20 protein-coding genes are annotated in these 20,791 nt (G+C 37.9%); 13 read left to right on the forward strand and 7 right to left on the reverse strand.

What is annotated here, in order from left to right:
• The 7 genes from IV514_RS12165 to IV514_RS12195 all read right to left on the reverse strand — a co-directional run bounded on the left by IV514_RS12165 (position 1) and on the right by IV514_RS12195 (position 4,865).
• Complete coding sequence (locus IV514_RS12165; RefSeq protein WP_206485540.1) at positions 1 to 501, reverse strand: YchJ family metal-binding protein; 501 nt, start codon at positions 499 to 501, stop codon at positions 1 to 3.
• A gap of 62 nt (positions 502 to 563) precedes the next feature.
• Positions 564 to 965 (reverse strand): hypothetical protein, encoded by a 402-nt coding sequence (locus IV514_RS12170; protein ID WP_206485541.1) that lies wholly within the window; start codon positions 963 to 965, stop codon positions 564 to 566.
• A gap of 387 nt (positions 966 to 1,352) precedes the next feature.
• Positions 1,353 to 1,754 carry a lysozyme inhibitor LprI family protein gene (locus IV514_RS12175; RefSeq protein ID WP_206485542.1) on the reverse strand — a complete coding sequence of 134 codons (402 nt, stop codon included), beginning with the start codon at positions 1,752 to 1,754 and terminating at the stop codon, positions 1,353 to 1,355.
• Positions 1,755 to 1,756: 2 nt separating this feature from the next.
• The gene (locus IV514_RS12180; protein ID WP_206485543.1) at positions 1,757 to 2,059 is read right to left on the reverse strand and encodes a YciI family protein; all 303 of its coding nucleotides are present in this window, start codon (positions 2,057 to 2,059) and stop codon (positions 1,757 to 1,759) included.
• Position 2,060: 1 nt separating this feature from the next.
• Complete coding sequence (locus tag IV514_RS12185) at positions 2,061 to 2,624, reverse strand: septation protein A (protein WP_206485544.1); 564 nt, start codon at positions 2,622 to 2,624, stop codon at positions 2,061 to 2,063.
• A gap of 147 nt (positions 2,625 to 2,771) precedes the next feature.
• Positions 2,772 to 3,989, reverse strand: coding sequence for a Xaa-Pro peptidase family protein (locus IV514_RS12190; RefSeq protein ID WP_206485545.1), 1,218 nt, complete (start codon positions 3,987 to 3,989; stop codon positions 2,772 to 2,774).
• Between the two features lie 75 nt (positions 3,990 to 4,064).
• Positions 4,065 to 4,865, reverse strand: coding sequence for a sel1 repeat family protein (locus IV514_RS12195; RefSeq protein WP_206485546.1), 801 nt, complete (start codon positions 4,863 to 4,865; stop codon positions 4,065 to 4,067).
• Positions 4,866 to 5,098: 233 nt separating this feature from the next.
• Between IV514_RS12195 and IV514_RS12200 the strand changes: the two genes are divergently transcribed.
• From IV514_RS12200 to IV514_RS12260, 13 genes are all read left to right on the forward strand, one after another.
• A complete protein-coding gene (locus tag IV514_RS12200; protein ID WP_206485547.1) occupies positions 5,099 to 5,377 on the forward strand; it encodes an STAS domain-containing protein in 279 nt (92 codons plus the stop codon).
• 35 nt (positions 5,378 to 5,412) lie between these two features.
• Entirely contained in the window at positions 5,413 to 5,775 is a 363-nt protein-coding gene (locus IV514_RS12205) for a response regulator (protein ID WP_206485548.1), read from the forward strand.
• 5 nt (positions 5,776 to 5,780) lie between these two features.
• Positions 5,781 to 7,919, forward strand: a complete 2,139-nt coding sequence (locus IV514_RS12210; RefSeq protein WP_206485549.1) for a chemotaxis protein CheA — start codon at positions 5,781 to 5,783, stop codon at positions 7,917 to 7,919.
• On the forward strand, positions 7,919 to 8,443 hold the full coding sequence (locus IV514_RS12215) for a chemotaxis protein CheW (protein ID WP_206485550.1): 525 nt from the start codon (positions 7,919 to 7,921) through the stop codon (positions 8,441 to 8,443). The genes IV514_RS12210 and IV514_RS12215 overlap by 1 nt, the downstream gene beginning before the upstream one ends.
• A gap of 22 nt (positions 8,444 to 8,465) precedes the next feature.
• On the forward strand, positions 8,466 to 8,978 hold the full coding sequence (locus IV514_RS12220) for a chemotaxis protein CheW (protein ID WP_206485551.1): 513 nt from the start codon (positions 8,466 to 8,468) through the stop codon (positions 8,976 to 8,978).
• 18 nt (positions 8,979 to 8,996) lie between these two features.
• Positions 8,997 to 11,762, forward strand: coding sequence for a methyl-accepting chemotaxis protein (locus IV514_RS12225; protein ID WP_206485552.1), 2,766 nt, complete (start codon positions 8,997 to 8,999; stop codon positions 11,760 to 11,762).
• A 9-nt stretch (positions 11,763 to 11,771) separates the two neighbouring features.
• Positions 11,772 to 12,635 (forward strand): protein-glutamate O-methyltransferase, encoded by an 864-nt coding sequence (locus tag IV514_RS12230; RefSeq protein WP_206485553.1) that lies wholly within the window; start codon positions 11,772 to 11,774, stop codon positions 12,633 to 12,635.
• A gap of 7 nt (positions 12,636 to 12,642) precedes the next feature.
• Positions 12,643 to 13,308 carry a chemoreceptor glutamine deamidase CheD gene (cheD, locus tag IV514_RS12235; RefSeq protein ID WP_206485554.1) on the forward strand — a complete coding sequence of 222 codons (666 nt, stop codon included), beginning with the start codon at positions 12,643 to 12,645 and terminating at the stop codon, positions 13,306 to 13,308.
• Positions 13,309 to 13,345: 37 nt separating this feature from the next.
• Entirely contained in the window at positions 13,346 to 14,443 is a 1,098-nt protein-coding gene (locus tag IV514_RS12240) for a chemotaxis response regulator protein-glutamate methylesterase (RefSeq protein ID WP_206485555.1), read from the forward strand.
• 22 nt (positions 14,444 to 14,465) lie between these two features.
• On the forward strand, positions 14,466 to 14,774 hold the full coding sequence (locus IV514_RS12245; protein ID WP_206485556.1) for an STAS domain-containing protein: 309 nt from the start codon (positions 14,466 to 14,468) through the stop codon (positions 14,772 to 14,774).
• Positions 14,774 to 16,534, forward strand: a complete 1,761-nt coding sequence (locus IV514_RS12250; RefSeq protein ID WP_241242350.1) for a SpoIIE family protein phosphatase — start codon at positions 14,774 to 14,776, stop codon at positions 16,532 to 16,534. The genes IV514_RS12245 and IV514_RS12250 overlap by 1 nt, the downstream gene beginning before the upstream one ends.
• A gap of 163 nt (positions 16,535 to 16,697) precedes the next feature.
• A complete protein-coding gene (locus IV514_RS12255; RefSeq protein WP_206485557.1) occupies positions 16,698 to 17,864 on the forward strand; it encodes a response regulator in 1,167 nt (388 codons plus the stop codon).
• The gene (locus tag IV514_RS12260; protein ID WP_206485558.1) at positions 17,861 to 20,395 is read left to right on the forward strand and encodes a PAS domain-containing sensor histidine kinase; all 2,535 of its coding nucleotides are present in this window, start codon (positions 17,861 to 17,863) and stop codon (positions 20,393 to 20,395) included. Before IV514_RS12255 ends, IV514_RS12260 begins: the two co-directional genes overlap by 4 nt.
• Positions 20,396 to 20,791: the final 396 nt, after the last annotated feature.

Genomic DNA, 20,791 nt, shown 5'->3' on the forward strand with positions numbered 1-20,791 from the left:
TTACAGCTTTAGGTTGCAACACTGTTTAAATTTTTTAGTACTGCCGCATAAACAGGGATCGTTACGCTTGGGGGTTTTTAATGCTTGATGAGTGATTATATCGCCATCAAGATACCGCCATTGTTGATCTTCAATGGTAAAGCGTGAGGCTTCTTCCATATGATAAAATGTTTTATCGTGTAAATAAAAAGCGATAAAGTGAACAACAGGTAATGTTTTGTCATTGCCGTGGATATATTCATCTAGGGTGATGTCATCACTTTGTAATACGCTTAAGCGTAACCATTGCGTTTGTGAAGCCCATGCTGCAATGTCTGTTAACGACTGTTGAGCTTTAGATTGTTCGGCATAAGTTTGATAAATATAATCTGCATTATTGCTAGCATAAGCACTGTAGCGTGAGCGCATTAGACTCTCGGGCGTATTTGCTTGCTTATCGCCAGTAATAATTAATTGGCAGCATTGTTCAAATGCCTTGGAGTTTCCACAAAAACAGTACATCAATCACAACCCAATAGTTTCAGTCTATCTATTATACAAAACACCTTTATTGAAACCTATGATTAATGTAATTTTTGTGATGCTGGTCTAAGCACTATACAAGCTGTTTGACCTAGTGCTGCAAAGTGTCTTAAGGTTTGCAACTCATTTTCTTCAAGTTGGGGGTTAGATAAAATAATCGCCGAACAATTCCCTTTACTTAATGCGGCGCCAAGATTTTTTATATTCACTTTACCCTTATGTGAATTAACTTTAAGTATTTTGCTGGTATCAATGTGATGCGCTTTACTTAACTGTTCAATTGACTGATCTTCAGGGTCAATTAACAGGATCCATTTCTTATTTATTTTATGTTGCAAGCAGATATCTTCATATTGTGCTGACCAGTTGCTTACATCATTCACGTTACGAATATCTACCCAGTTAGTTGTACTAGAGCTTTTTAATTTGTTGATATTTAACATTTTATTTATCCTTTCAAGTAAATTACTAATATACTGTATAAATAAACAGTATATTAGTTTTATAGATAAAGCAAGCATAAAAAATCAATTAATTGATCACTACACAATTTGAACTTATGCTGTGTAAAGTATTCACTGATGTCATGGATAAAAGTGCAATTGCCTCAACGGAGTTGAATGGGCAATACTAGTGATAAAACTAAGTTGTTATACAAGAAATAAACAAATAGCAGCAACTGCAAAGCTAATTGCAATGGCGTTAATATTGGGGAAGGTCAGTTGTTCAATCGTATTAAAAGTTGGCTATGTTATTTTGGTCGTTAATACATTGAAAAGACAAGTGCCATCATTTTATTAAAATGGCACTTGTTGATAGGAATGGTGGTGTTAGTTCAGTCTGCTTAATTCTTTAATTCTATCTTTGGTGACCAGAATGTAGCACTTTTTATGAGCGGCCGCGGCACCAGTACCTGGCGATATATGTAAATATTGCCATCTACAGTTGTTTTCACGGTAAGTAATAAAGTTTCGCTGCGAACGTTTGAACATGTTTAAAGCTGAACGTCTGCCAGTGATAATAGCGAATTCTTCTAAGACAAATGTTTGATTGTTTATCCAGGTTTGCAATTCTCTATCTATTGCTTCTTTTACTAGATCCAGACAGTGTGATAATTCCGCATTTGTTTGATACGTTTGCTCACATTCTTTGACTGTTTTGGCCTGAAAAGCGTGAGCTTTCAGCGTTAACAGTTCAATCATGATGGCTATCAGAAATATTGATTTATACATAGTTATGCAGGTAGTACTTTCTTATAGGGTTTTACAGTCACGTTTTGGTAGACCCCCGCAGCAATGTAGGGATCGTTATCTGCCCAAGACTTGGCATGCGCTAAGTTGTCAAAACTGGCAATGATCAGAGAGCCTGTAAAGCCTGCTTCGCCTGGATTTTCGCTATCAATTGCAGGACAAGGACCAGCAACAAGTAGTCTACCTTGTTGCTGCAGTTCAGTTAAACGCGCAAGGTGTTTGTCTCTGACTTTCATCCTTAAGGCTAAACTGTTATCGACATCTTCACTATAAATTAAGTAGTACATATTAGTTATTATCTTTATTACTCGTAGATGGTTGTTCGTCTTGAGGTAAATACTTGTAGAGTGAAAACACACTTAATACAGCAAATACTAAGGTTAAGCCCATCAAGCCAAACACTTTAAAATTCACCCAAGTTTCTTGCGAATAATTATAGGCGATATAAATATTTAATACCGCACAAATTAAAAAGAAAGTTGCCCATGCAAGGTTAAGCCGACTCCACACAAAATCTGGTAGTGGTAAATTTTCGCTCATCATCTCTTTAATTAAATTTTTGTTGAAAACATGATTACTAATGAGTAGTGCGCAGGCAAAAATTGCATTAATTATCGTGACTTTCCACTTAATAAAAGCATCATTTTGCAAAAATATGGTTAATCCACCAAAAACGGCAATTAATCCAAAGAATATCCAATTTCTTTTTGGTACGGGTTGTTTCTTATATAAATAATATAAAATCTGTAAGGCTGATGTGACAATGAGTGAGCCTGTAGCCCAGTATAAGTCGCCAAACTTATAAATGACAAAAAAGATAATAAGTGGCAGGTATTCAAAAAGTGCGTGCATGTTGTCTCAAACTAACTTAGAGGATGAGTTAATTCTAACCAACCGCTAGCACTTATCCAACTATAATTTTATGGTTATCGCAAAAGAAAGAAAAATAGTGCCAAGGGCTTATTTTTCTTTCTGCTGCTATTTATACCTTAGTTAAGGTTAGCGCTGATAACCAAAAGGGTCATCGATTGAATAGGAAGGTTCAGTAAACCATTTTGGGCCAGATTCAGTGATATAAAAATGATCTTCAAGGCGAACACCAAATTCATTAGGCAACACTAACATGGGTTCGTTTGAGAAACACATTCCTGCTGCAAGTGGGGTTTGATCATTTTTGACTAAATAAGGCCATTCGTGAATATCTAAACCAACACCATGTCCCGTACGATGTGGACAACCTGGAGTTTGATAATCAGGACCCATACCTTGTGTCGCAATATAATTTCTTGCCGCCAAATCAACATCACCACAGGTTGCCCCTAATTGTGCGGCATCAAAAGCTGCTTGTTGTGCTTGACGCTCGATATTCCAGACTTCTCTTTGTCGTTGATCTGGTTCGCCAAACACATAAGTACGGGTAATGTCTGAATTGTAACCTTCTAGCTGACAACCAGTATCAATTAATACAATATCATTGTTTTCCAATACTTTTGGGTCTTTAACGCCGTGCGGAAATGACGAATCACGACCAAATAAAACAATACAAAAATACGAACCTGCAGCAGCACCAAGTTTTCGGTGTGCCTGATCAATAAAGTGTTCGACTTCTTTTGTGGTTATTCCGGCCCTTAAAATTTTAGCGGTTGCTTTGTGTACTTCCAGTGTCATGTCTTTTGCTTTTTGCAACAATGCAATTTCGTGAGCAGACTTATGCATGCGACAACCTGCCGTTACGGCTTTAGCATTTGTAATTTGGAAATTTTGAGTTAACTCGCAGACGCCATTTACCACAAAAAACTCTGTTGATTCATCGAAGGCAAGCGTTCCGTTTTTAATCCCTAATGTTTGTAATGTATCGATAATAAGCTGATAAGGAGATTCATGTTCTTGCCAACTACACACTTTTCCTTTTATTTGCATGTACTGGCTCAACGTATCAACTTCAAAGGTAGGCGCAATATAATGAACTTGACCTGATTGCGGAATAATCGCGCCAACGACACGTTCACTTGCGTACCAGCGAGTACCAGTGAAGTAGTACAAGTTTGTCCCTGCATTAATATAGATGGCCGCAATGTCTTGTTCTTTCATTATTTGCTGAGCACGCTCGATCCGCTGTTGAAATTCAGTTAAAGGGATCGCTTGAATATCTGTGGTCATATCTGTCAGTTGTGCTAACTCCTGTTCAGCACTTGAACCGCCAACGCCTATTGTCATGTATTTTCCTCAATTTTCTTTAGGGGGATTACTGACAATTCTAATGTTTTTACGGATTTTATACAATATACATGATTAGTTTATCTCACATATTGCAAAGGCGTTATCAATATATTCAAGCGCCTGTTGATATAATTTAGGGTCATCAGTTTGGTATTGTTCAGCACGTTTGATCGCTTGAGGTAGTCCATGCTCTGCGGCTCTGATCAACCAGGCAAGACCAATGACAGGATCTGGGGTTACACCTTCTCCTAAAAAGTAGGCACGGCCAAGCGCTCCCATGGCTTTAATATGGTTTTCTTTAGCGCATTGTTCAAATAATGCTAGTGCTTGACTGTGTTGACCATGTTCTCGATGAGTTAATGCTTCAAGATAACTTTCTTCAATAGCAGGGGTGGCTTTGCATGTATTCTGCTCTTGAACTTTCGCTGTATTATCACTAGTTGCTGAAGCTACCTGTGAACAATCATTGTCGGCTAAACTACGATAGCTGTCAGCTAGCTCTTCGTTATCATCAATAATATTTTCAATGTCTATGGTCGAACTCTTTTCAGAAATCAGGCATGCCATTACCGTATCGTAACGTCGATTAAGGTGTTCAATGGTGCGCTGTTGCTCTGAAATTTGCTGCTTGTAATGTGCAATATCATTTTGTAATTGACTGATGTGCTGTTGCTGTTGAGATATTTGATTTTGATGGGCAGCTTTAAGATCGCTAAGGTGTTCAGCTGTTGCTTGGTCTAATCGCTGTTGCTGCTTGATATTGTAGGCTTCGAAGCGAGAAAGTACGGATTGGACACTATTCTCATAGTTGGTTTTCATTTTTTCAAACCAACGAAATACTTGGCTCGGCACTTTTAGATTTCCATCAGGCATGTACGTTCACCTTTTTATTATTGGTGATATTAACCTTAATGACTGTTGAAAATTAAATCAATGGCATTGAAATAAAAATATCTTAAACAGCGCAACCGCCATATTTGACCACGGATGCTTTGTCAAAAAATCTGTTTTTAAAACTTTTTTAGTTAATTTCTTGCGATACTGAAATTTTATTATATCTTTCAATATTATGAACAAAAAAAATTAGCACGAAGGAATAGAGCTTAATGTTTAAATTGCCGGCAGAGCTTACGATTGCAAATATGGATGAATGTAAGGCTAAATTTATCGAATATGTTGATCAACATGACGAAATAACTCTTGATGATAGTGAGGTTAATCGTATCGATACGGTAGGCATTCAATTATTGCTTAATGCAATAACTTATATTTCCGCACAAAATAAAACACTTACCTGGCAAAACCAATCTTCTATTGTTGAGCAGAGTATTAAATTGCTTGGCATTAATGAACCTATTTTAAATCAGTACCTAAAAGAAGAATAAATTAGTATTACATTGTAGTTAAAAAGGAAAAAAGCATGACCAAAATATTGGTTGTAGACGATTCTAACTCAATACGCGATATGGTTAGTTTCACTTTAAAAAGCGCTGGCTATGAAACCGTTGAAGCAAAAGATGGCGCGGAGGGGTTAAGTACCGCTCGCTCAAATAGCTTTGATTTGGTTATCTCTGACGTCAATATGCCGAATATGGATGGTATTACCTTATGCGGTGAGTTGAGAAAATTAGATGACTTTAAATTTACCCCGATCTTAATGTTAACCACTGAAAGTTCGGGGGATATGAAATTAAAAGGAAAGGCTGCAGGGGCGACTGGTTGGCTAGTTAAGCCTTTTAATCCTGAAAAATTATTAGCGACAATAAAACGGGTGATACGGTAACCATTATGAGTGTCGATCTTTCGCAATTTATCCCAAGCTTTTTAGAAGAAAGTTTTGAAGGGCTTGAATTAATGGAATCAAGCTTGCTCAATTTAGAGCAAGGTGATGACGAAACAATTAATTCAATCTTTCGCGCTGCACATTCCATTAAAGGAGGTGCTGGTACTTTTGGCTTTGAGCATGTTACTGAGTTTACTCACTTGGTAGAAACTTTGCTCGATGAAATGAGAGATGGTCGACGTGAAATTACTCAAAATGATGTTGAGTTACTATTAAAATCCGTTGATTGTATGCGTTTGTTAATAGAGGCCATTCGTGACGAACAAGAATGCGATCGCACTGAAATAGACGAAACGGCTAAATTACTGACTATTGCATTGAATCAGACAGCTTCAGTTGACGTTGATAATAACGAAACTGGCTCAGGGACAACAAACCAACAAGTCACCCAGAATACGTTATGGGATATTACTTTTATTCCTGAACATCATTTAGTACAAACAGGTAATGATCCATTATTATTGTTTAATGCGTTAGCGGATTTAGGCCCAATAACCGTTGAGGCAAATTGTAAAGATCTACCACCAATTACGGATATCGATCCTACAGAGCTGTATATTAGTTGGCATTTAACTTTAGATTCTGCTGCCTCAGAGGAAGATATCAGAGAAGTATTTGAATGGGTTGAAGATGAATGCCAGTTGATCATTAGTCAACCGGTAAAAGACCAACAAGATTCACAGCAGCCAGAAGAGATTGTCATTGATAAACAAGGGGGCGACTTTACAAGCGTTTCTTCAGCCAGTGATAGCTCTGAACAAGTCTTAGCTAGTGCGGTTGCTGACAATGCCTCTAGCACTTTGGAAAGTACAACGACAACGAAGTCACAAAAACAACCCAGTAAAACAAAAGCTGATGTTGGTTCTATACGGGTTGGTGTAGATAAAGTAGATAGCTTGATTAATTTGGTTGGAGAGCTGGTGATCACCCAGTCTATGCTTTCCGAACTCGGAAACGATTTTGACTTATCTAAAATTGAGCGTTTAACTTCAGGGCTTGAACAACTTCTGCAAAATACTAAAGAGTTACAAGAGAGCGTCATGCGCATTCGCATGTTACCGATTAGTTTTGCGTTTAATCGATTTCCTCGTTTAGTCCATGATTTATCAAATAAGATGAACAAGGAAATTGAGCTGGTTTTAAAAGGGGAGCAAACAGAACTCGATAAAACAGTGATGGAGCAAATCGGTGACCCGTTGACTCACTTAGTGCGAAACGCTGTTGATCATGGCATTGAAACAGCGGAACAAAGGCTGGCAAGTGGTAAACCTGCGAAAGGGGTTATTACCTTAGATGCTTATCACCAAGGTGGCAGTATTGTTATTGAAATTAGTGATGATGGTAGTGGTATTAATCGACAAGCAGTGTTTGATAAAGCCGTTGAAAAAGGAGTAGTCGATAAAAATACCGTCTTAAATGATAACCAAGTCTTTGATTTAATTTTTGAACCTGGCTTTTCAACGGCTAAAGAAATCAGTGATATTTCAGGCCGTGGCGTGGGGATGGATGTTGTTAAAAAGAATATTCAATCCCTTGGCGGTCGCATTCAAGTTGAGTCTGAACCAGGTAAAGGATCAACCTTTAAAGTTAATTTACCATTAACGTTAGCTATTCTTGATGGGCAGTTAGTTCGTGTAGGAAGTGAAACTTATATTATTCCATTGATCACAATTGTCGAGTCTCTACAAGCGAAACCTGAACATATTAACCGGGTATCGGGTGACATGTTGTTGTACCGTTTAAGAGAAGATAATGTGCCAATTATTCCGGTTTGTAAATTATTTAATATTGATGCTGAGCATCAGCGTGTTGAGGATGCTTTACTGGTTGTTGTGGAATCTGATGGGCAGAAAGTCGGTTTAATGGTCGATGATTTACTGGCTCAACAACAAGTCGTGATAAAAAGCTTACAAGATAATTATCAGCAGGTTGAAGGAATTTCTGGGGCAACAATTTTAGGTGATGGCTCTGTAGCAATGATCCTTGATATACCGGGCATGATCACCATGGCGATGAACAATGCCAGTCAATCACAACAGAAATATGGCGACATAGCAAAAAATCTTGAAGGAGTGATGAGTTAATGGATATTCAAGCATTAGCCGCGGATGTTCCTGTAGAAGGTGAGTACTCTCTTGAAGGTATCGATTTTATTACCAGTGGGGAACAGTACTTAACTTTCATGCTCAACGACGAGCAATACGGTATTGATATTTTGTGTGTTGAAGAAATTAGAAGCTGGGAAGTACCCACCAAAATACCGAATTCACCTGATGATGTCTGCGGTGTCATTAATATGCGTGGGATTATTGTGCCAATTATTGATTTACGGAAAAAGTTCAATATTGGTGAGGCTGTCTATAGTGAAACGACCGTTGTGGTAGTGCTTACACATGAATACGAAGGCGTTTCTCGGACAATCGGTTTTGTTGTTGATGCTGTTTCTGATGTACTTGATGCTGATGAGAGTGAGATAAAGAAATCACCCGCATTTGGTGGATGTGTGCCTCAGCATTGCATCAATGGCATTGTGAATGTCGGCGATACTGTAGTGACACTACTTGATGTAACGTCACTTCAGCAACTTGAACCACACTATAAACGTTAATTAAGTGTAAGGATTTTCCAATATGGAACAAGAACAAGAATACTTAACTTTTCTTATCGGCGGTGAAGAGTTTGGTGTTGATATTTTATGTGTTCAAGAAATTCGTGTTTGGAGTTCGGTCACAGAGTTACCTAATAAGCCTGATTATTTAAAAGGGGTGATTAACTTAAGAGGCGTGATCATTCCAATCATAGATCTTCGCCAGCGTTTTGGTAAAGAACCTTTGGAGTATGATCACCAAACCGTCACGATTATTTTGAGTGATCATAATGAAACTCGGCCAATGGTGGTGGGAATAGTGGTTGATGCCGTTTCTGAAGTGTATAAATTTAGCCAAAGTTCCATTAGTAATCCGCCAGAGTTTGGCAGTCAAATTGATCGCTGTTTCTTAAAAGGATTAGCCAGTATTGACGATAAGCTCATTATTTTACTCGATACTCAAACTTTGCTCGATCAAGATGAGCTGTATTCTGTCAATGATCATGTTAAAGCCAAAGATAATAGTTTAACTGAAAATGTTGAAACAACTATATAGGTTAAGGACACATCGAATATGACACCTAAGCAAATAACTTTAGTGCAAGAAAGCTGGAAAAAAGTAGCGCCAATTGCTCCACAAGCGGCGGAAATATTTTACCAAACCCTGTTTGAATTGGATCCGTCACTTAAGCCTATGTTTAAAAGTGACATAGTTGAGCAAGGTAAAAAGTTAATGGCGATGCTAGATACCGCTGTGAAACTATTAAATGATCCTGATAAGTTGCTCCCTGCGGTGGAAAAACTAGGCGTGGGTCACCTTAAATACGGGGTGAAACCCGAACATTATGACGTAGTCGGTGAAGCGTTAATTAAAACATTAGAAGCAGGTTTAGGTGATGATTTTAATACACCATTAAAGCGGGCATGGACAGCAGTATATAAAACCTTATCTACGACCATGATAGAAGCAGCAAATAAAGCTGAACAGCTCGATAACGATAACGGTTCTTCAAAAGAAAAAGAGGGCAGTATGTCAAAAGATAATAGTAAGCAAAGTGAATTTATTATGGCGGCTTTGGAACAATCTGCCACCGCTTTTATGATGATAGATCGTGATTTTATTGTCACATATGTTAATCCTGCAACGATGAAGCTACTTAAAACCCATGAGCATGTTTTTAAACTCGAATGGCCAGGATTTAAAGCCGAGGAAGATTCAATTTTAGGGACCTGTATTGATACCTTTCATGTAAAACCTGAACACCAACGTAAATTATTAAGTGATCCTAATAATTTACCTTATACAACAGACATTACGATTGGCCATTTGATAATTGAACTAAATGTTACGGCAATATTTGATCAAGGTGGTGAGTATATTGGTAACTCATTAGAGTGGAGCGATGTGACGCAAGCTCGAGCCGATGAAAACAGAGCAACACAGTTACAAGGCGCGGTTGATCAATCAAGTACAGCAAACATGATGATTGATCGTGACTTTAATATCACGTATGCCAACGAGGCAACTATGGCACTATTTAAGTGCCATGAAGCAAAATTTGCTCAAATATTTCCGGGATTTAAAGCAACGGAAGATTATATCATAGGTGCTTGTATTGATAATTTTCACAAAGACCCAAGTCATCAACGTAAATTATTAGATGATCCGAGCAATTTACCTTGGAAAGCCGATATTAATGTTGCTGATTTAACCTTTCAGTTAAATGTGACCGCGATAATGAATTCCAAAGGCACATATATCGGTAACTCTCTAGAGTGGCAAGATGTGACTGATATTCGATCAAAATCTATCGAGGTTGGGCGCTTAACTTCAGCCGTTGAAGGTATGACGACAAATTTGATGATGGCAGATACCAAAGGCAATATTGTTTATGCTAATCCTGCTGTCATGCAAATGTTAAGGAAGCGAGAAACACAGCTTCGTACCGTATTACCCTCTTTTAGTGTTGATACTATGGTAGGAACAAACTTTGATACTTTTCATAAAAACCCTGCACATCAACAAAATTTATTAGGCAACCCTGATAATTTACCGTATCAATCAGAAATTTCTGTCGCGGGTTTAACCTTTAATTTAATCGCGATAGCGTTAAGGGACGATAAAGGGACTCATGTAGGAACAGCGGTACAGTGGACGGACTTAACGGAAGAAAAAGATGCGCAAAGTCAAGTAGAGAAAATGATCAACGATGCTATTTCAGGGCAACTTGATAGCCGTATTGATACGACCAATTACGATGGCTTTATGAGAGGCTTAGGAGACAGCATTAATAGCTTAATGAATGCAGTTGTTGATCCGATCACCGAAGCCATTAAAGTGGCTCAAGCGCTTTCAAAAGGTGACTTAACTCAAGAGATGGATGGTCAGTATGCCGGTGAATTCTTAGCTTTAGCCGAAGCGATGAATGGCTCTATTGCTAATTTAAGTAATATGGTGGAGGAGATCCGTTCTGCTTCGACTAATGTCTTTGATTCTGCAAGAGAAATTGCTGAAGGAAATAATGAACTTAGTCATCGAACTGAATCTCAGGCTTCCAGCTTAGAAGAAACAGCATCGGCTATGGAAGAGTTAACCAGCACAGTCCAGCAAAATGCGGAAAATGCCACCGAAGCAAGCAAGTTATCGGGTTCTGTCATGGAAAAGGCCACCAACGGTGGTGAAGTTGTTAAGAATGCGATTACCGCGATGAGTGATATTAATAAATCGAGCAAGAAAATTGCCGATATTATTAGTGTTATTGATGAAATCGCTTTTCAAACTAATCTGTTGGCGTTAAATGCTGCTGTTGAGGCCGCCAGAGCTGGCGAACAAGGTAGAGGTTTTGCTGTTGTTGCCGCAGAAGTTAGAAACTTAGCGCAACGTTCAGCTGGTGCAGCGAAAGAAATTAAAGGCTTAATTAATGATAGTGTTGATGCGGTTGGTCAAGGCACTAAGTTAGTCGATGAAACCGGACAAACATTTACCGAGCTTGTGACTGCCATTGAAGAAGTCAGTAAAATGATTGGTGACATCGATAGTGCAGGTAAAGAACAAGCCGCTGGTATCGGAGAGGTCAGTGCCGCTGTATCACAAATGGATGAAATGACTCAACAAAATGCCGCATTAGTTGAAGAAGCGGCGGCATCAAGTAAGTCGATGGAGGAGCAATCTCAATCGTTACTCAATCAAGTGGCGTTCTTTAATAGCGATGAGGAACAGGTTGATTCACCAATAACTACTCCTGCGAGAAAAAGTAGGAAGCCTATATCTAAACCCGCTTCAACAACCAGAAAGAGCCGAGAGAAAACAGCATCTGATCAAGAGTGGGAAGAGTTTTAGCGTTTAGCCATGACTGATTTAAGAGAGCGGTCTTTTAGACTGTCGGATAAAGAGTTTAACTTTATTTGTCAATATGTCTATCAGGCCGCTGGTATCGTGTTAAATGCCAGTAAGCGAGAGATGGTCTATCGACGGCTTACACGGGTGATCAGAGAACGAAAATTTACCTCATTTAGCCAATATTGCCAGTTATTAAAAGAGCAACCAGAACAAGAAAAAAATTATTTTATCAATGCCATTACCACAAACCTAACCAGTTTCTTTCGTGAACAACACCATTTTGACTATTTATTGTCAATTGAACTGCCCCGTTTAATTGAAAAAAATAAGCAACAAAAGCGGATCCGTATCTGGTCTTCTGCGGCATCTACAGGAGAAGAACCTTATAGTATTGCTATGGTCGTTCACCAATGTTGTAAAAATTTCTTGTCCACATGGGATGTTAAAATTTTAGCGACAGATATTGACAGTGATGTGTTAAATAAGGGGAAACAAGGAATATATGATGAACGCCGGATTGAGGACATGCCCAGTCATTATGTAAAAAACTATTTTTCTAAAGGATCTGGTGCTAATGAACATAAAGTTAAGGTAGCAAAATGCTTACAAGAGTTATTAACTTTTAAACGGTTAAACTTATTGCATGAATGGCCAATGAAAGGGCCTTTTGACATTATTTTTTGTCGTAACGTTATTATTTATTTCGATAAAAAAACACAACTTGATTTGTTTGAGCGTTATTACGATATGCTGACACCAGGTGGTCTATTGATTTTAGGGCATAGTGAAAACTTAGGACATTATCAGCAATATTTTGAAAATGTCGGTCGAACAATATTTCGAAAACCAGTACTAGCGAATGTGAAAGGGTAAACGGGTCATGGGATTGGGTCGGCATAACAATATACATCTAGAGCAATGCCTGCGAACATGCTTGCCAGAGTTTTCCCATGTTAACCATTATTGGGATAAGCAAAGGGAAATGGTGGTTGCGAAAATATTACCCGGTGAGTTCTATATGACCAAAGAGCATGTTGCGATAGCAACCACTTTAGGCTCTTGTATTTCCGCTTGTATTTGGGATAACCGTATTGGTATAGGAGGCATGAATCATTTTATGCTGCCATTAACGGATAAAGAAGCACATGAAGTTGATTGGGGAAAACGCGGCTTAGCAAGCGATGCGACTCGCTATGGCAATTTTGCAATGGAACATTTAATTAATTTAATTTTAAAAAATGGCGGTCATCGAATTAATTTAAGGGCAAAGTTGTTTGGGGGCGGAAAAGTATTAAAACAAATGTCGGATGTCGGGCAAAAAAATATCGACTTTGCACTGCATTATCTGCAAGAAGAAAATATTGTATTAGAAAGCTCTGATATTGGTGATTATTATCCTCGCAAAGTGCTCTTTGAGCCCGCAACAGGTAGGGCTTTTGTGAAAAGACTCGACAACTTACACAATGATACTATTGTTAGAAGAGAGACAGATTATCGTAGTAGCATTGATAATGAACCTGTCGATGGTGATATTGAGTTGTTTTGATCATTAAAGCTAATTGTGCTTTGGGTTACATACTGATATGAAAAAAATCAAAGTATTGATAATTGATGATTCCAGCGTGATCAGAAATATTGTTAATGAAATTTTGAGTAGTGATGAAGCTATTGAAGTGGTCGGTGAAGCGAAAGACCCTTTTGTGGCGCGAGAGGAGATTAAGCGACTTAAGCCTGATGTGATCACTTTAGACGTAGAAATGCCTAAAATGGATGGTATTACATTTCTCAAAAACCTGATGCGGCTAAAACCAATGCCGGTGGTGATGTTGTCTACGTTAACGACCCATGGGGCAGACATTACTTTACAAGCTTTAGAAATTGGCGCTGTTGATTTTATTGCTAAACCGAGTTTTGAAGAGCTTATGGCTGTTAAGGATAACTTTACAGAATTATTGTTAACTAAAGTTAAGTCGGCTGTGGCAGTCGATCAGAAAAATTATTTAGTTGTTAAGTCGATGACGCAGCATGTTACAGGTACATGCTTGCAATTTTCAGGTGTTAAGCGTCCTAATCATTTAGTTGCTATCGGAGCTTCTACTGGGGGAACAGAGGCGATTCGTAAAGTATTAATTAATTTGCCTAGTAATAGTCCGCCAATGGTGATCACTCAGCATATACCTAAAACCTTTAGCGCACGGTTTGCTGAACGTTTAAATGAACATTGTCACATGAGTGTACAAGAAGCAAAACATGGTCAAAAGATCAAACAAGGCTGTGCTTATATCGCTCCGGGCGATCAACACTTAACCGTGGTCGAGAAAAATGGAGCGTATTTTTGCGTATTAGATGATGGCCCAGAGGTGAATCGCCATAAGCCATCAGTGGATGTGTTATTTGAATCATTATTACCAGTAGCTAATAATGTGCAAGCAGTTTTATTGACTGGTATGGGAAATGATGGTGCTCAAAGTATGTTGCGGTTAAAAGCACAGGGTGCTCGCACTATTATTCAAGATAAACATTCTAGCTTAATATGGGGAATGCCAGGTAGCGCTTATGCTCTTGATGCTCATACTGATATGTATGATCTCAGTAAAATACCTTCAGCAATACTTTCATATGCCAGTTTAAACACACAACAAATGAAAGAAGCCCTAAATGCTAGTCGGCCAAGGCTATAATTAAAATTAAAGAGGTATCAATATGGGATTAGATGTTCAGGAATTGGCGCAAGATAATACGGTTGTTATTGCGATTAAAGGTCGTTTTGATTTCTCTTTACACCCGCAATTTAAAGATGCATATGTCAATTATACCAAGGATAATATGACATTTGTCCTCGACTTAAAAGATACTGCCTATATGGATAGTTCTGCGTTAGGCATGATTTTATTATTAAAAGAACATATAGAAAAATTATCAGGCACGTTAAAAATCACTCATCCTACAGATGCCGTTTATAAAATTTTAGAAATCGCTCAGTTTCAACGTTTGCTAACCATTGAGCGTTAATGATGGAGAAAGAAAGGAGGGTTTCTCAAGTATATACGAACCTTGCTTTGGTGGTCGATGACTCCCCTATGCAATGTAAGGTATTGAGTATCTTGCTTAAAGAGGAAGGCTATCGTGTTCTGACCGCTAATGATGGCGCGCGTGCAATCGCTTTATTTGTTGAACATCAACCTGACTTAGTGTTAATGGATATTAATATGCCTGTGATGAACGGTTTTCAGGCAGCAAGGCAAATAAAGCAGCTATCTAAAGATAATAGTTTATGTCCTCTTATTTTTGTGACCAGCCTTGATACTGAACAGGCTTATGTTGATAGCATAGAAGCTGGTGGTGATGGCATCTTAGTTCGACCGTTTACTCCTGCGGTGTTTAAAGCAAAAATTAAATCTATTCAGCGGATCAGTGATTTGTATAGGCAAGTTAAGCAACTGCAACAAGCACAACAAAAGGATGCTGAGCTTGCGGAACAATTGATGTTTAGCGTGATTGAATCTCGTAATTATGGCCTTGATAGAATCGGCATGATAAAAGATGCAGCTGAATTATTTAGTGGAGATATACAGCTTACCGCGTTAAATCCCAATGGTGATCTAAATGTGCTACTGGGTGACTTTACAGGGCATGGTTTGCGTGCCTCTATTGGGGCTATTCCATTAGCTGAAGCGTTTAGAGCGATGACAAATAAAGGTTTTTCATTAAACGAAATAGTCGCACAGTTGAACCAACAGCTTTATCAATTATTGCCTACTGACTTTTTTTTAGCGGCAGCGGTAGTCACAATTTCAAGTCAAGAGAACGCTGTATACATCTTCAATGCTGGGTTACCTGATGTTTATATTTTTGATTGTCTTGGACAGATCAAAAACAAAATCGCTTCGTTTCATCCGCCATTAGGCATTTTGCCTAATTTACTCACTGATGTTAGCACTCACGTGCAATCGATTAATGATAGTGATCGGGTTATTTTGATCAGTGATGGGATCATTGAGGCTCGAAATGAAAATGGAGATATTTTTGGTGTCGCACGTTTTGAACAAGCTGCTCACCAGGGGGTGCAAGATAGCAATGTGAATTATTATGTGCGCAGTCGTGTTACAGAATTTTGTCAAGGTTTACCCCACGAAGATGATATTTCATTGATAGATATTCCATGCGGTGATTGGCAATCTCCATTGATTGTTAATACTGAAAATCAGAAACATCATAAAATTCCCCAACTAATTGATGAGACAGACCCCTTATGGCATTGGCAGCTGAGTCTTAGAGGACAACGTTTGGCATGTGTCAATCCAATTCCCATCGCAATGAGCCAGATCAACGAAATCGAAGGGCACTCAGAGCATTGGCAAAATTTATTTACCATATTAACTGAGTTGTTTGTTAATGCTTTAGATCATGGCGTTCTAGTTTTGGATTCTATGATGAAGTCATCTGATGAAGGGTTTAGTCAATATTTTAGTGAAAGGGAAACTAGGCTTAAGCATTTAACTGTTGGAATGATACAGATTGATATCCGTTATTTTAAAGTGCCTGATGGAGGGATGTTCGTTATTAAAGTTAAAGACAGTGGCGAAGGTTTTGACTTTTCAACACTTGATGATGTGTTAAATGGCGCTGAGAAACAAAGTGGCGGTCAGAAGAATAAATTTTCGGGGCGTGGTATGCATTTAGTGGCTCAATTGTGTGAGCAGATAAAATATCATGACAATGGTAGTTTAGTTGAAGCTTGGTATCACCATTGCGTTGACTCAATGAATTAATTCAATAACACGGGACTTTTTGCGTAAAGGAGTGAATTGTTATTTGGGAAATTAGTGAATTATTGACTATGCTTAACTAGTTGAATCATTAATATATTTATTGATGTTCTCTGCTGGAATATTAAGGGTCATAACAAGTAATCACGTAAAGGAATGTATATCGATGTCTAAGCATACAATATTGATCATAGATGATGAACAAAGTTATTTAGAGTTACTTAGTGAAGCATTAGAAGATAAGTTTACTGTTTATAGTGCAGATTGTTTACATCGTGCTGAAGCTGTTATTTCTGATGTTGGCATGGTTGATATCGCCTTAGTCGATGAAAATATAGGTCAGGAAAAAGGCTCTGATTGGATTAAAGATAAGGTTGCTGAAAATAATGTGGCTAAGTCATTTGTTTTATATTCAGGGCTTGCCACTGAAGATGCCATACTCAAAGGGCTTGAGTGCGGCGCTGATGACTTTCTAGCTAAACCAATTTCATTACTCGCGTTAAGTAATAAATTAGAAAAATTAATTACTTATCAAGAACAAATTCATCATTTTGAAGATGAGTTAAGTTCGAAAGATCGGGTGATTAACATTTCAATGGCGCAAGCCTCGAAGTACGGCAGCTGTATGCAGTTAACTTCACGTTTGAATAACTGCTTCACCATCGAGAAAATACGAGATGAAGTCTTTTCGTATTTATATAGTACCAATTTACAAGGGTGTATTGCTTTTTACCCGTTAAATGAAGCTCCTTCGTTTTTTAGTTCAAAAAATGGCTTATGCTCCCCCGTTGAAATTGATGTAATGAAGCTGTTAAAAATCAAGCCGCGCCTTTATCGGTTTGGTACTCGTACTATTTTCAATCATCCGTTAGTTTCAATATTAATTCTTAACCTAGAAGAAGGTGCTATTGATACTGATATTTACATTGATGCACTTGCATCTGTGATCGAGTGCATAGGCGCACGTATGGCGTTTATTACTTACAAAAACTCGCTGACTACGGTGCAAGATCAAATACAAGAAGCGGTCACTAAGACTAAACATATGATTGAAAAATCAAAGCATCACCAAAAAGAAGTTATGGGGGAGATTGTACAAAATATAGGCATGAGTTTTCATGTGTTGGATATGACCATGGAACAAGAAGAGTACTTGACAGATTTAGTGCAAACAGCATTGAATAAGCATTCTCAAGATGAAGCATTATTTGTTGAAGTGGGTGATTTACTCGATAAGGCACTAGCCAGTGTTGATGAACTTAAAGAGTTAAATACTTTGCAAAGTGCTTCTCAGTCAGAAGATGAGCTTGATGAAGAGGATGAGCTATTTTGACGGTTGAGCTCGATAAGATTGATATGGCACAACTTCCATTTAGTGTTATTTGTATTGACCTGAATGGAAACATCATTGATTGCAATTCATTAGCAGAAGAGTTAACTGGTTATCAATCAACAGAGATTATTGGTCAGCATATTGAACAGTTAATTCCTGATAAAGTCGTTACGTCTTATGTTTCGTATCGGCATAATAACTCTGTCACGCATAGTGGAAGTAATAAACCTGCGCAAAGGGTCGTACAGTTAGTCAATAAGGCGCAAAATATTATTCATTGTCAGATGAAGGTCAGTGGTACGGATGACTATTTGCTATTATTTATCGAAAAAAGCCCTTATGTTGATATTGCATTAAAAAATAAAGCGGATAAAACAACTCAGCGCTTGGTTGGACAGATTGAAGAAGCATTTTGGGAATGGAATATTGAACAAGGAACCTTATACCATTCGGCACAACTTATGGCGCTATTAGGTTATGAAGCGAAAGAATTTCAATGTACAACATCGTTTTGGGAACAACACTTAGCATCTGATGATCTGCAAGATGTATATCACCAAGTGCAGCAACACTTTCTCGGCAATATTCCGTGCATCAACCCCACTTATCCAGTGATCACCAAACAAGGTGATAAAAAGTGGCTCACCGTGCTTGGCAAGGTGTTTGAGTACGATAAAGGCAAGCCATTGAAAATGTTCGGCTCTGTTAAAGATATTTCTGAATCGCAGAAATTAATAGCACAGCTGAAAAAGCAAAATAGCTACTTACAGTTGGCAGAGCAGTTGGGCAACTCAGGTCATTGGCGTATTGACTTAGTTAATAATAAATTATATTGGTCTAAAGGCATTTATACCATTCATGGTGTTCATCCTAAAACATACCAGCCGAGTATAGATTCTGCGATTGAATTTTATGTCGAGGAAGAGCGCTCTCGTATTAAGTTATTAGTGGATAACGCGATTGAGGAAAAGCATGGATTTCATTTTAAAAGTACGTTGATCAATGCCAAGGGTAAGAAAGTCAAAGTTGAATCAGTCGGTAAAGTGGAACTTGATCCTGATGGCAAGTTGCTAGGTATTTTTGGCGTTTTTCGGGATATCTCTCAAACAGAGGATATGATTGAAAAGTTGAAACTGATGGCCATGGTCAATTACAGCATTAAGGTACCAATATTTTTCATTAATGAAAACGACAATATTGTCTACCAGGATTTGTCACCACAAGTAGATTCAGCAAACGCAGTATTATTTAATTATATTAATTTTAGTATTAATGATTACATGAAGTATAAACGTTTGGCGAAAGAGAAGGGACAAATAAAATATGCCAATATCAGCTTTGACAAATATATTTCCGTTTTTGATATGTCGGTTACCTTCGAACCGGAAGAGGAAATCTACATTTGGATTGTTGAGAATGTCACCGAGAAGTATCGACAAGAACAGCAGCAAATTATTAGCAATCGTTTGGCATTGTTAGGCAATACTTTTGGTACAGTTTCTCATGACATTAATAATGTATTAGGCGTTGCTCTTGGCGCCACAGAAATGCTTGAGTTAAAAGTTGCACAAGGAAATCAAGATATTGGTAAATATATTGAGCGTGTGAAAAATGCCATTGATAAAGGTAAAGATGTCACTAAACGTTTATTAGCATTTACCCGAAAACCCACCGTGAAAATGATCACATTCGACCCAATTAAAGAAATTAAAGACAACAAATATTTATTTGAGCAATTGCTGTTAAGCACCATTGAGTTTTCGTTAAATTTTGATGAGATCAAATGTCAGATTAAATTTCCGCAAGGTGAATTTATTAATATCTTGTTGAATTTAGTCTTAAATGCTCAAGATGCCATTCAAGAACAAGGCTTAATAGGTAAAATTTCGATATTTGTAACACTTAATGCTGATAACTTACTAGAAATTCACGTACAAGATAGCGGTATAGGAATAAAGCAGGAAGATTTATCTAAAATATTTGATCCCTTCTATAGCAGTAAGTCGGTTAATAAGGGTAATGGTCTCGGCTTAGCTAATGTTTATAGCACTATGTATAAATACAATGGTGAAATACGTGTAGAAGGGCATAGTGAGCTTGGTGGCGCTGAGTTTATCTTAGTTTTACCTTGTAAAATTTTGAAACAACCACCGGATATAGCTAAAAAAACGGTGGCGACTTCGACCATGGACGGAAAAAAAGTACTGGTGTTAGATGATGAAGTTAGTATAGGTGAATATGTTGCATTATATCTCGAAAGTATTGGTGCAAAAACACATTACGTGGGGAATAAAAAGGCGTTAGAGGCGGTCTTAGAAGGTGAACAATCATTTGATATTTTTATTACAGATATGATCTTACCTGATATTTCAGGGCGGGATGCGGTGGCTTTAGTGAAAACGAAATTCCCGTCAATTAAAGTGTACTCGATTAGCGGTTATATTGCAGAAGAAGATAATATGTGGCAATACCCTGTTTTACGTAAACCGTTTAATTCTCAAGAGTTGGCAGCATTTTTAGCTAAGTATTGAGTGATATTTGATTTTCTTTATGCATCATAGATTGTATTATTGAGCAAAGAGTTTATTTTACTTATCAGTAGAATTACAATAACTTAGTGATTATGAATAGGGTAGCTCTACTGTTTATTGTAGTCATAACCCTAAGGGTTGCCTTGAAAATATCGCACTTTGTTAGTTAAGGGATGCAAAAACTTAGCGTGAGCAAGGGCATACAGTATCTCTAGTGATGTATTTGGCATAACCAGATGAGAGTTTTATAAGGTCAGCACAAACAGTGGTTGCCTCTTTCATGTGCAACATAGCTATAAATTGAATGGTCAACGCCCTGACATCATATGATAATAAATGTTTCAATTGATTGACCTCTTAACAGTGACTTGACTGAAGTCTTTAGGTGAATAATAA

The organism is Thalassotalea sp. G2M2-11, from assembly GCF_017168195.1.
Lineage (GTDB): Bacteria > Pseudomonadota > Gammaproteobacteria > Enterobacterales > Alteromonadaceae > Thalassotalea_E.

What these genes read in the sequence shown, in the direction of transcription:
- IV514_RS12165 (WP_206485540.1), bottom strand. Translation starts at nt 501, where the DNA reads ATGTACTGTTTTTGTGGAAACTCCAAGGCATTTGAACAATGCTGCCAA.
- IV514_RS12170 (WP_206485541.1), bottom strand. Translation starts at nt 965, where the DNA reads ATGTTAAATATCAACAAATTAAAAAGCTCTAGTACAACTAACTGGGTA.
- IV514_RS12175 (WP_206485542.1), bottom strand. Translation starts at nt 1,754, where the DNA reads ATGTATAAATCAATATTTCTGATAGCCATCATGATTGAACTGTTAACG.
- IV514_RS12180 (WP_206485543.1), bottom strand. Translation starts at nt 2,059, where the DNA reads ATGTACTACTTAATTTATAGTGAAGATGTCGATAACAGTTTAGCCTTA.
- IV514_RS12185 (WP_206485544.1), bottom strand. Translation starts at nt 2,624, where the DNA reads ATGCACGCACTTTTTGAATACCTGCCACTTATTATCTTTTTTGTCATT.
- IV514_RS12190 (WP_206485545.1), bottom strand. Translation starts at nt 3,989, where the DNA reads ATGACAATAGGCGTTGGCGGTTCAAGTGCTGAACAGGAGTTAGCACAA.
- IV514_RS12195 (WP_206485546.1), bottom strand. Translation starts at nt 4,865, where the DNA reads ATGCCTGATGGAAATCTAAAAGTGCCGAGCCAAGTATTTCGTTGGTTT.
- IV514_RS12200 (WP_206485547.1), top strand. Translation starts at nt 5,099, where the DNA reads ATGTTTAAATTGCCGGCAGAGCTTACGATTGCAAATATGGATGAATGT.
- IV514_RS12205 (WP_206485548.1), top strand. Translation starts at nt 5,413, where the DNA reads ATGACCAAAATATTGGTTGTAGACGATTCTAACTCAATACGCGATATG.
- IV514_RS12210 (WP_206485549.1), top strand. Translation starts at nt 5,781, where the DNA reads ATGAGTGTCGATCTTTCGCAATTTATCCCAAGCTTTTTAGAAGAAAGT.
- IV514_RS12215 (WP_206485550.1), top strand. Translation starts at nt 7,919, where the DNA reads ATGGATATTCAAGCATTAGCCGCGGATGTTCCTGTAGAAGGTGAGTAC.
- IV514_RS12220 (WP_206485551.1), top strand. Translation starts at nt 8,466, where the DNA reads ATGGAACAAGAACAAGAATACTTAACTTTTCTTATCGGCGGTGAAGAG.
- IV514_RS12225 (WP_206485552.1), top strand. Translation starts at nt 8,997, where the DNA reads ATGACACCTAAGCAAATAACTTTAGTGCAAGAAAGCTGGAAAAAAGTA.
- IV514_RS12230 (WP_206485553.1), top strand. Translation starts at nt 11,772, where the DNA reads ATGACTGATTTAAGAGAGCGGTCTTTTAGACTGTCGGATAAAGAGTTT.
- cheD (WP_206485554.1), top strand. Translation starts at nt 12,643, where the DNA reads ATGGGATTGGGTCGGCATAACAATATACATCTAGAGCAATGCCTGCGA.
- IV514_RS12240 (WP_206485555.1), top strand. Translation starts at nt 13,346, where the DNA reads ATGAAAAAAATCAAAGTATTGATAATTGATGATTCCAGCGTGATCAGA.
- IV514_RS12245 (WP_206485556.1), top strand. Translation starts at nt 14,466, where the DNA reads ATGGGATTAGATGTTCAGGAATTGGCGCAAGATAATACGGTTGTTATT.
- IV514_RS12250 (WP_241242350.1), top strand. Translation starts at nt 14,774, where the DNA reads ATGATGGAGAAAGAAAGGAGGGTTTCTCAAGTATATACGAACCTTGCT.
- IV514_RS12255 (WP_206485557.1), top strand. Translation starts at nt 16,698, where the DNA reads ATGTCTAAGCATACAATATTGATCATAGATGATGAACAAAGTTATTTA.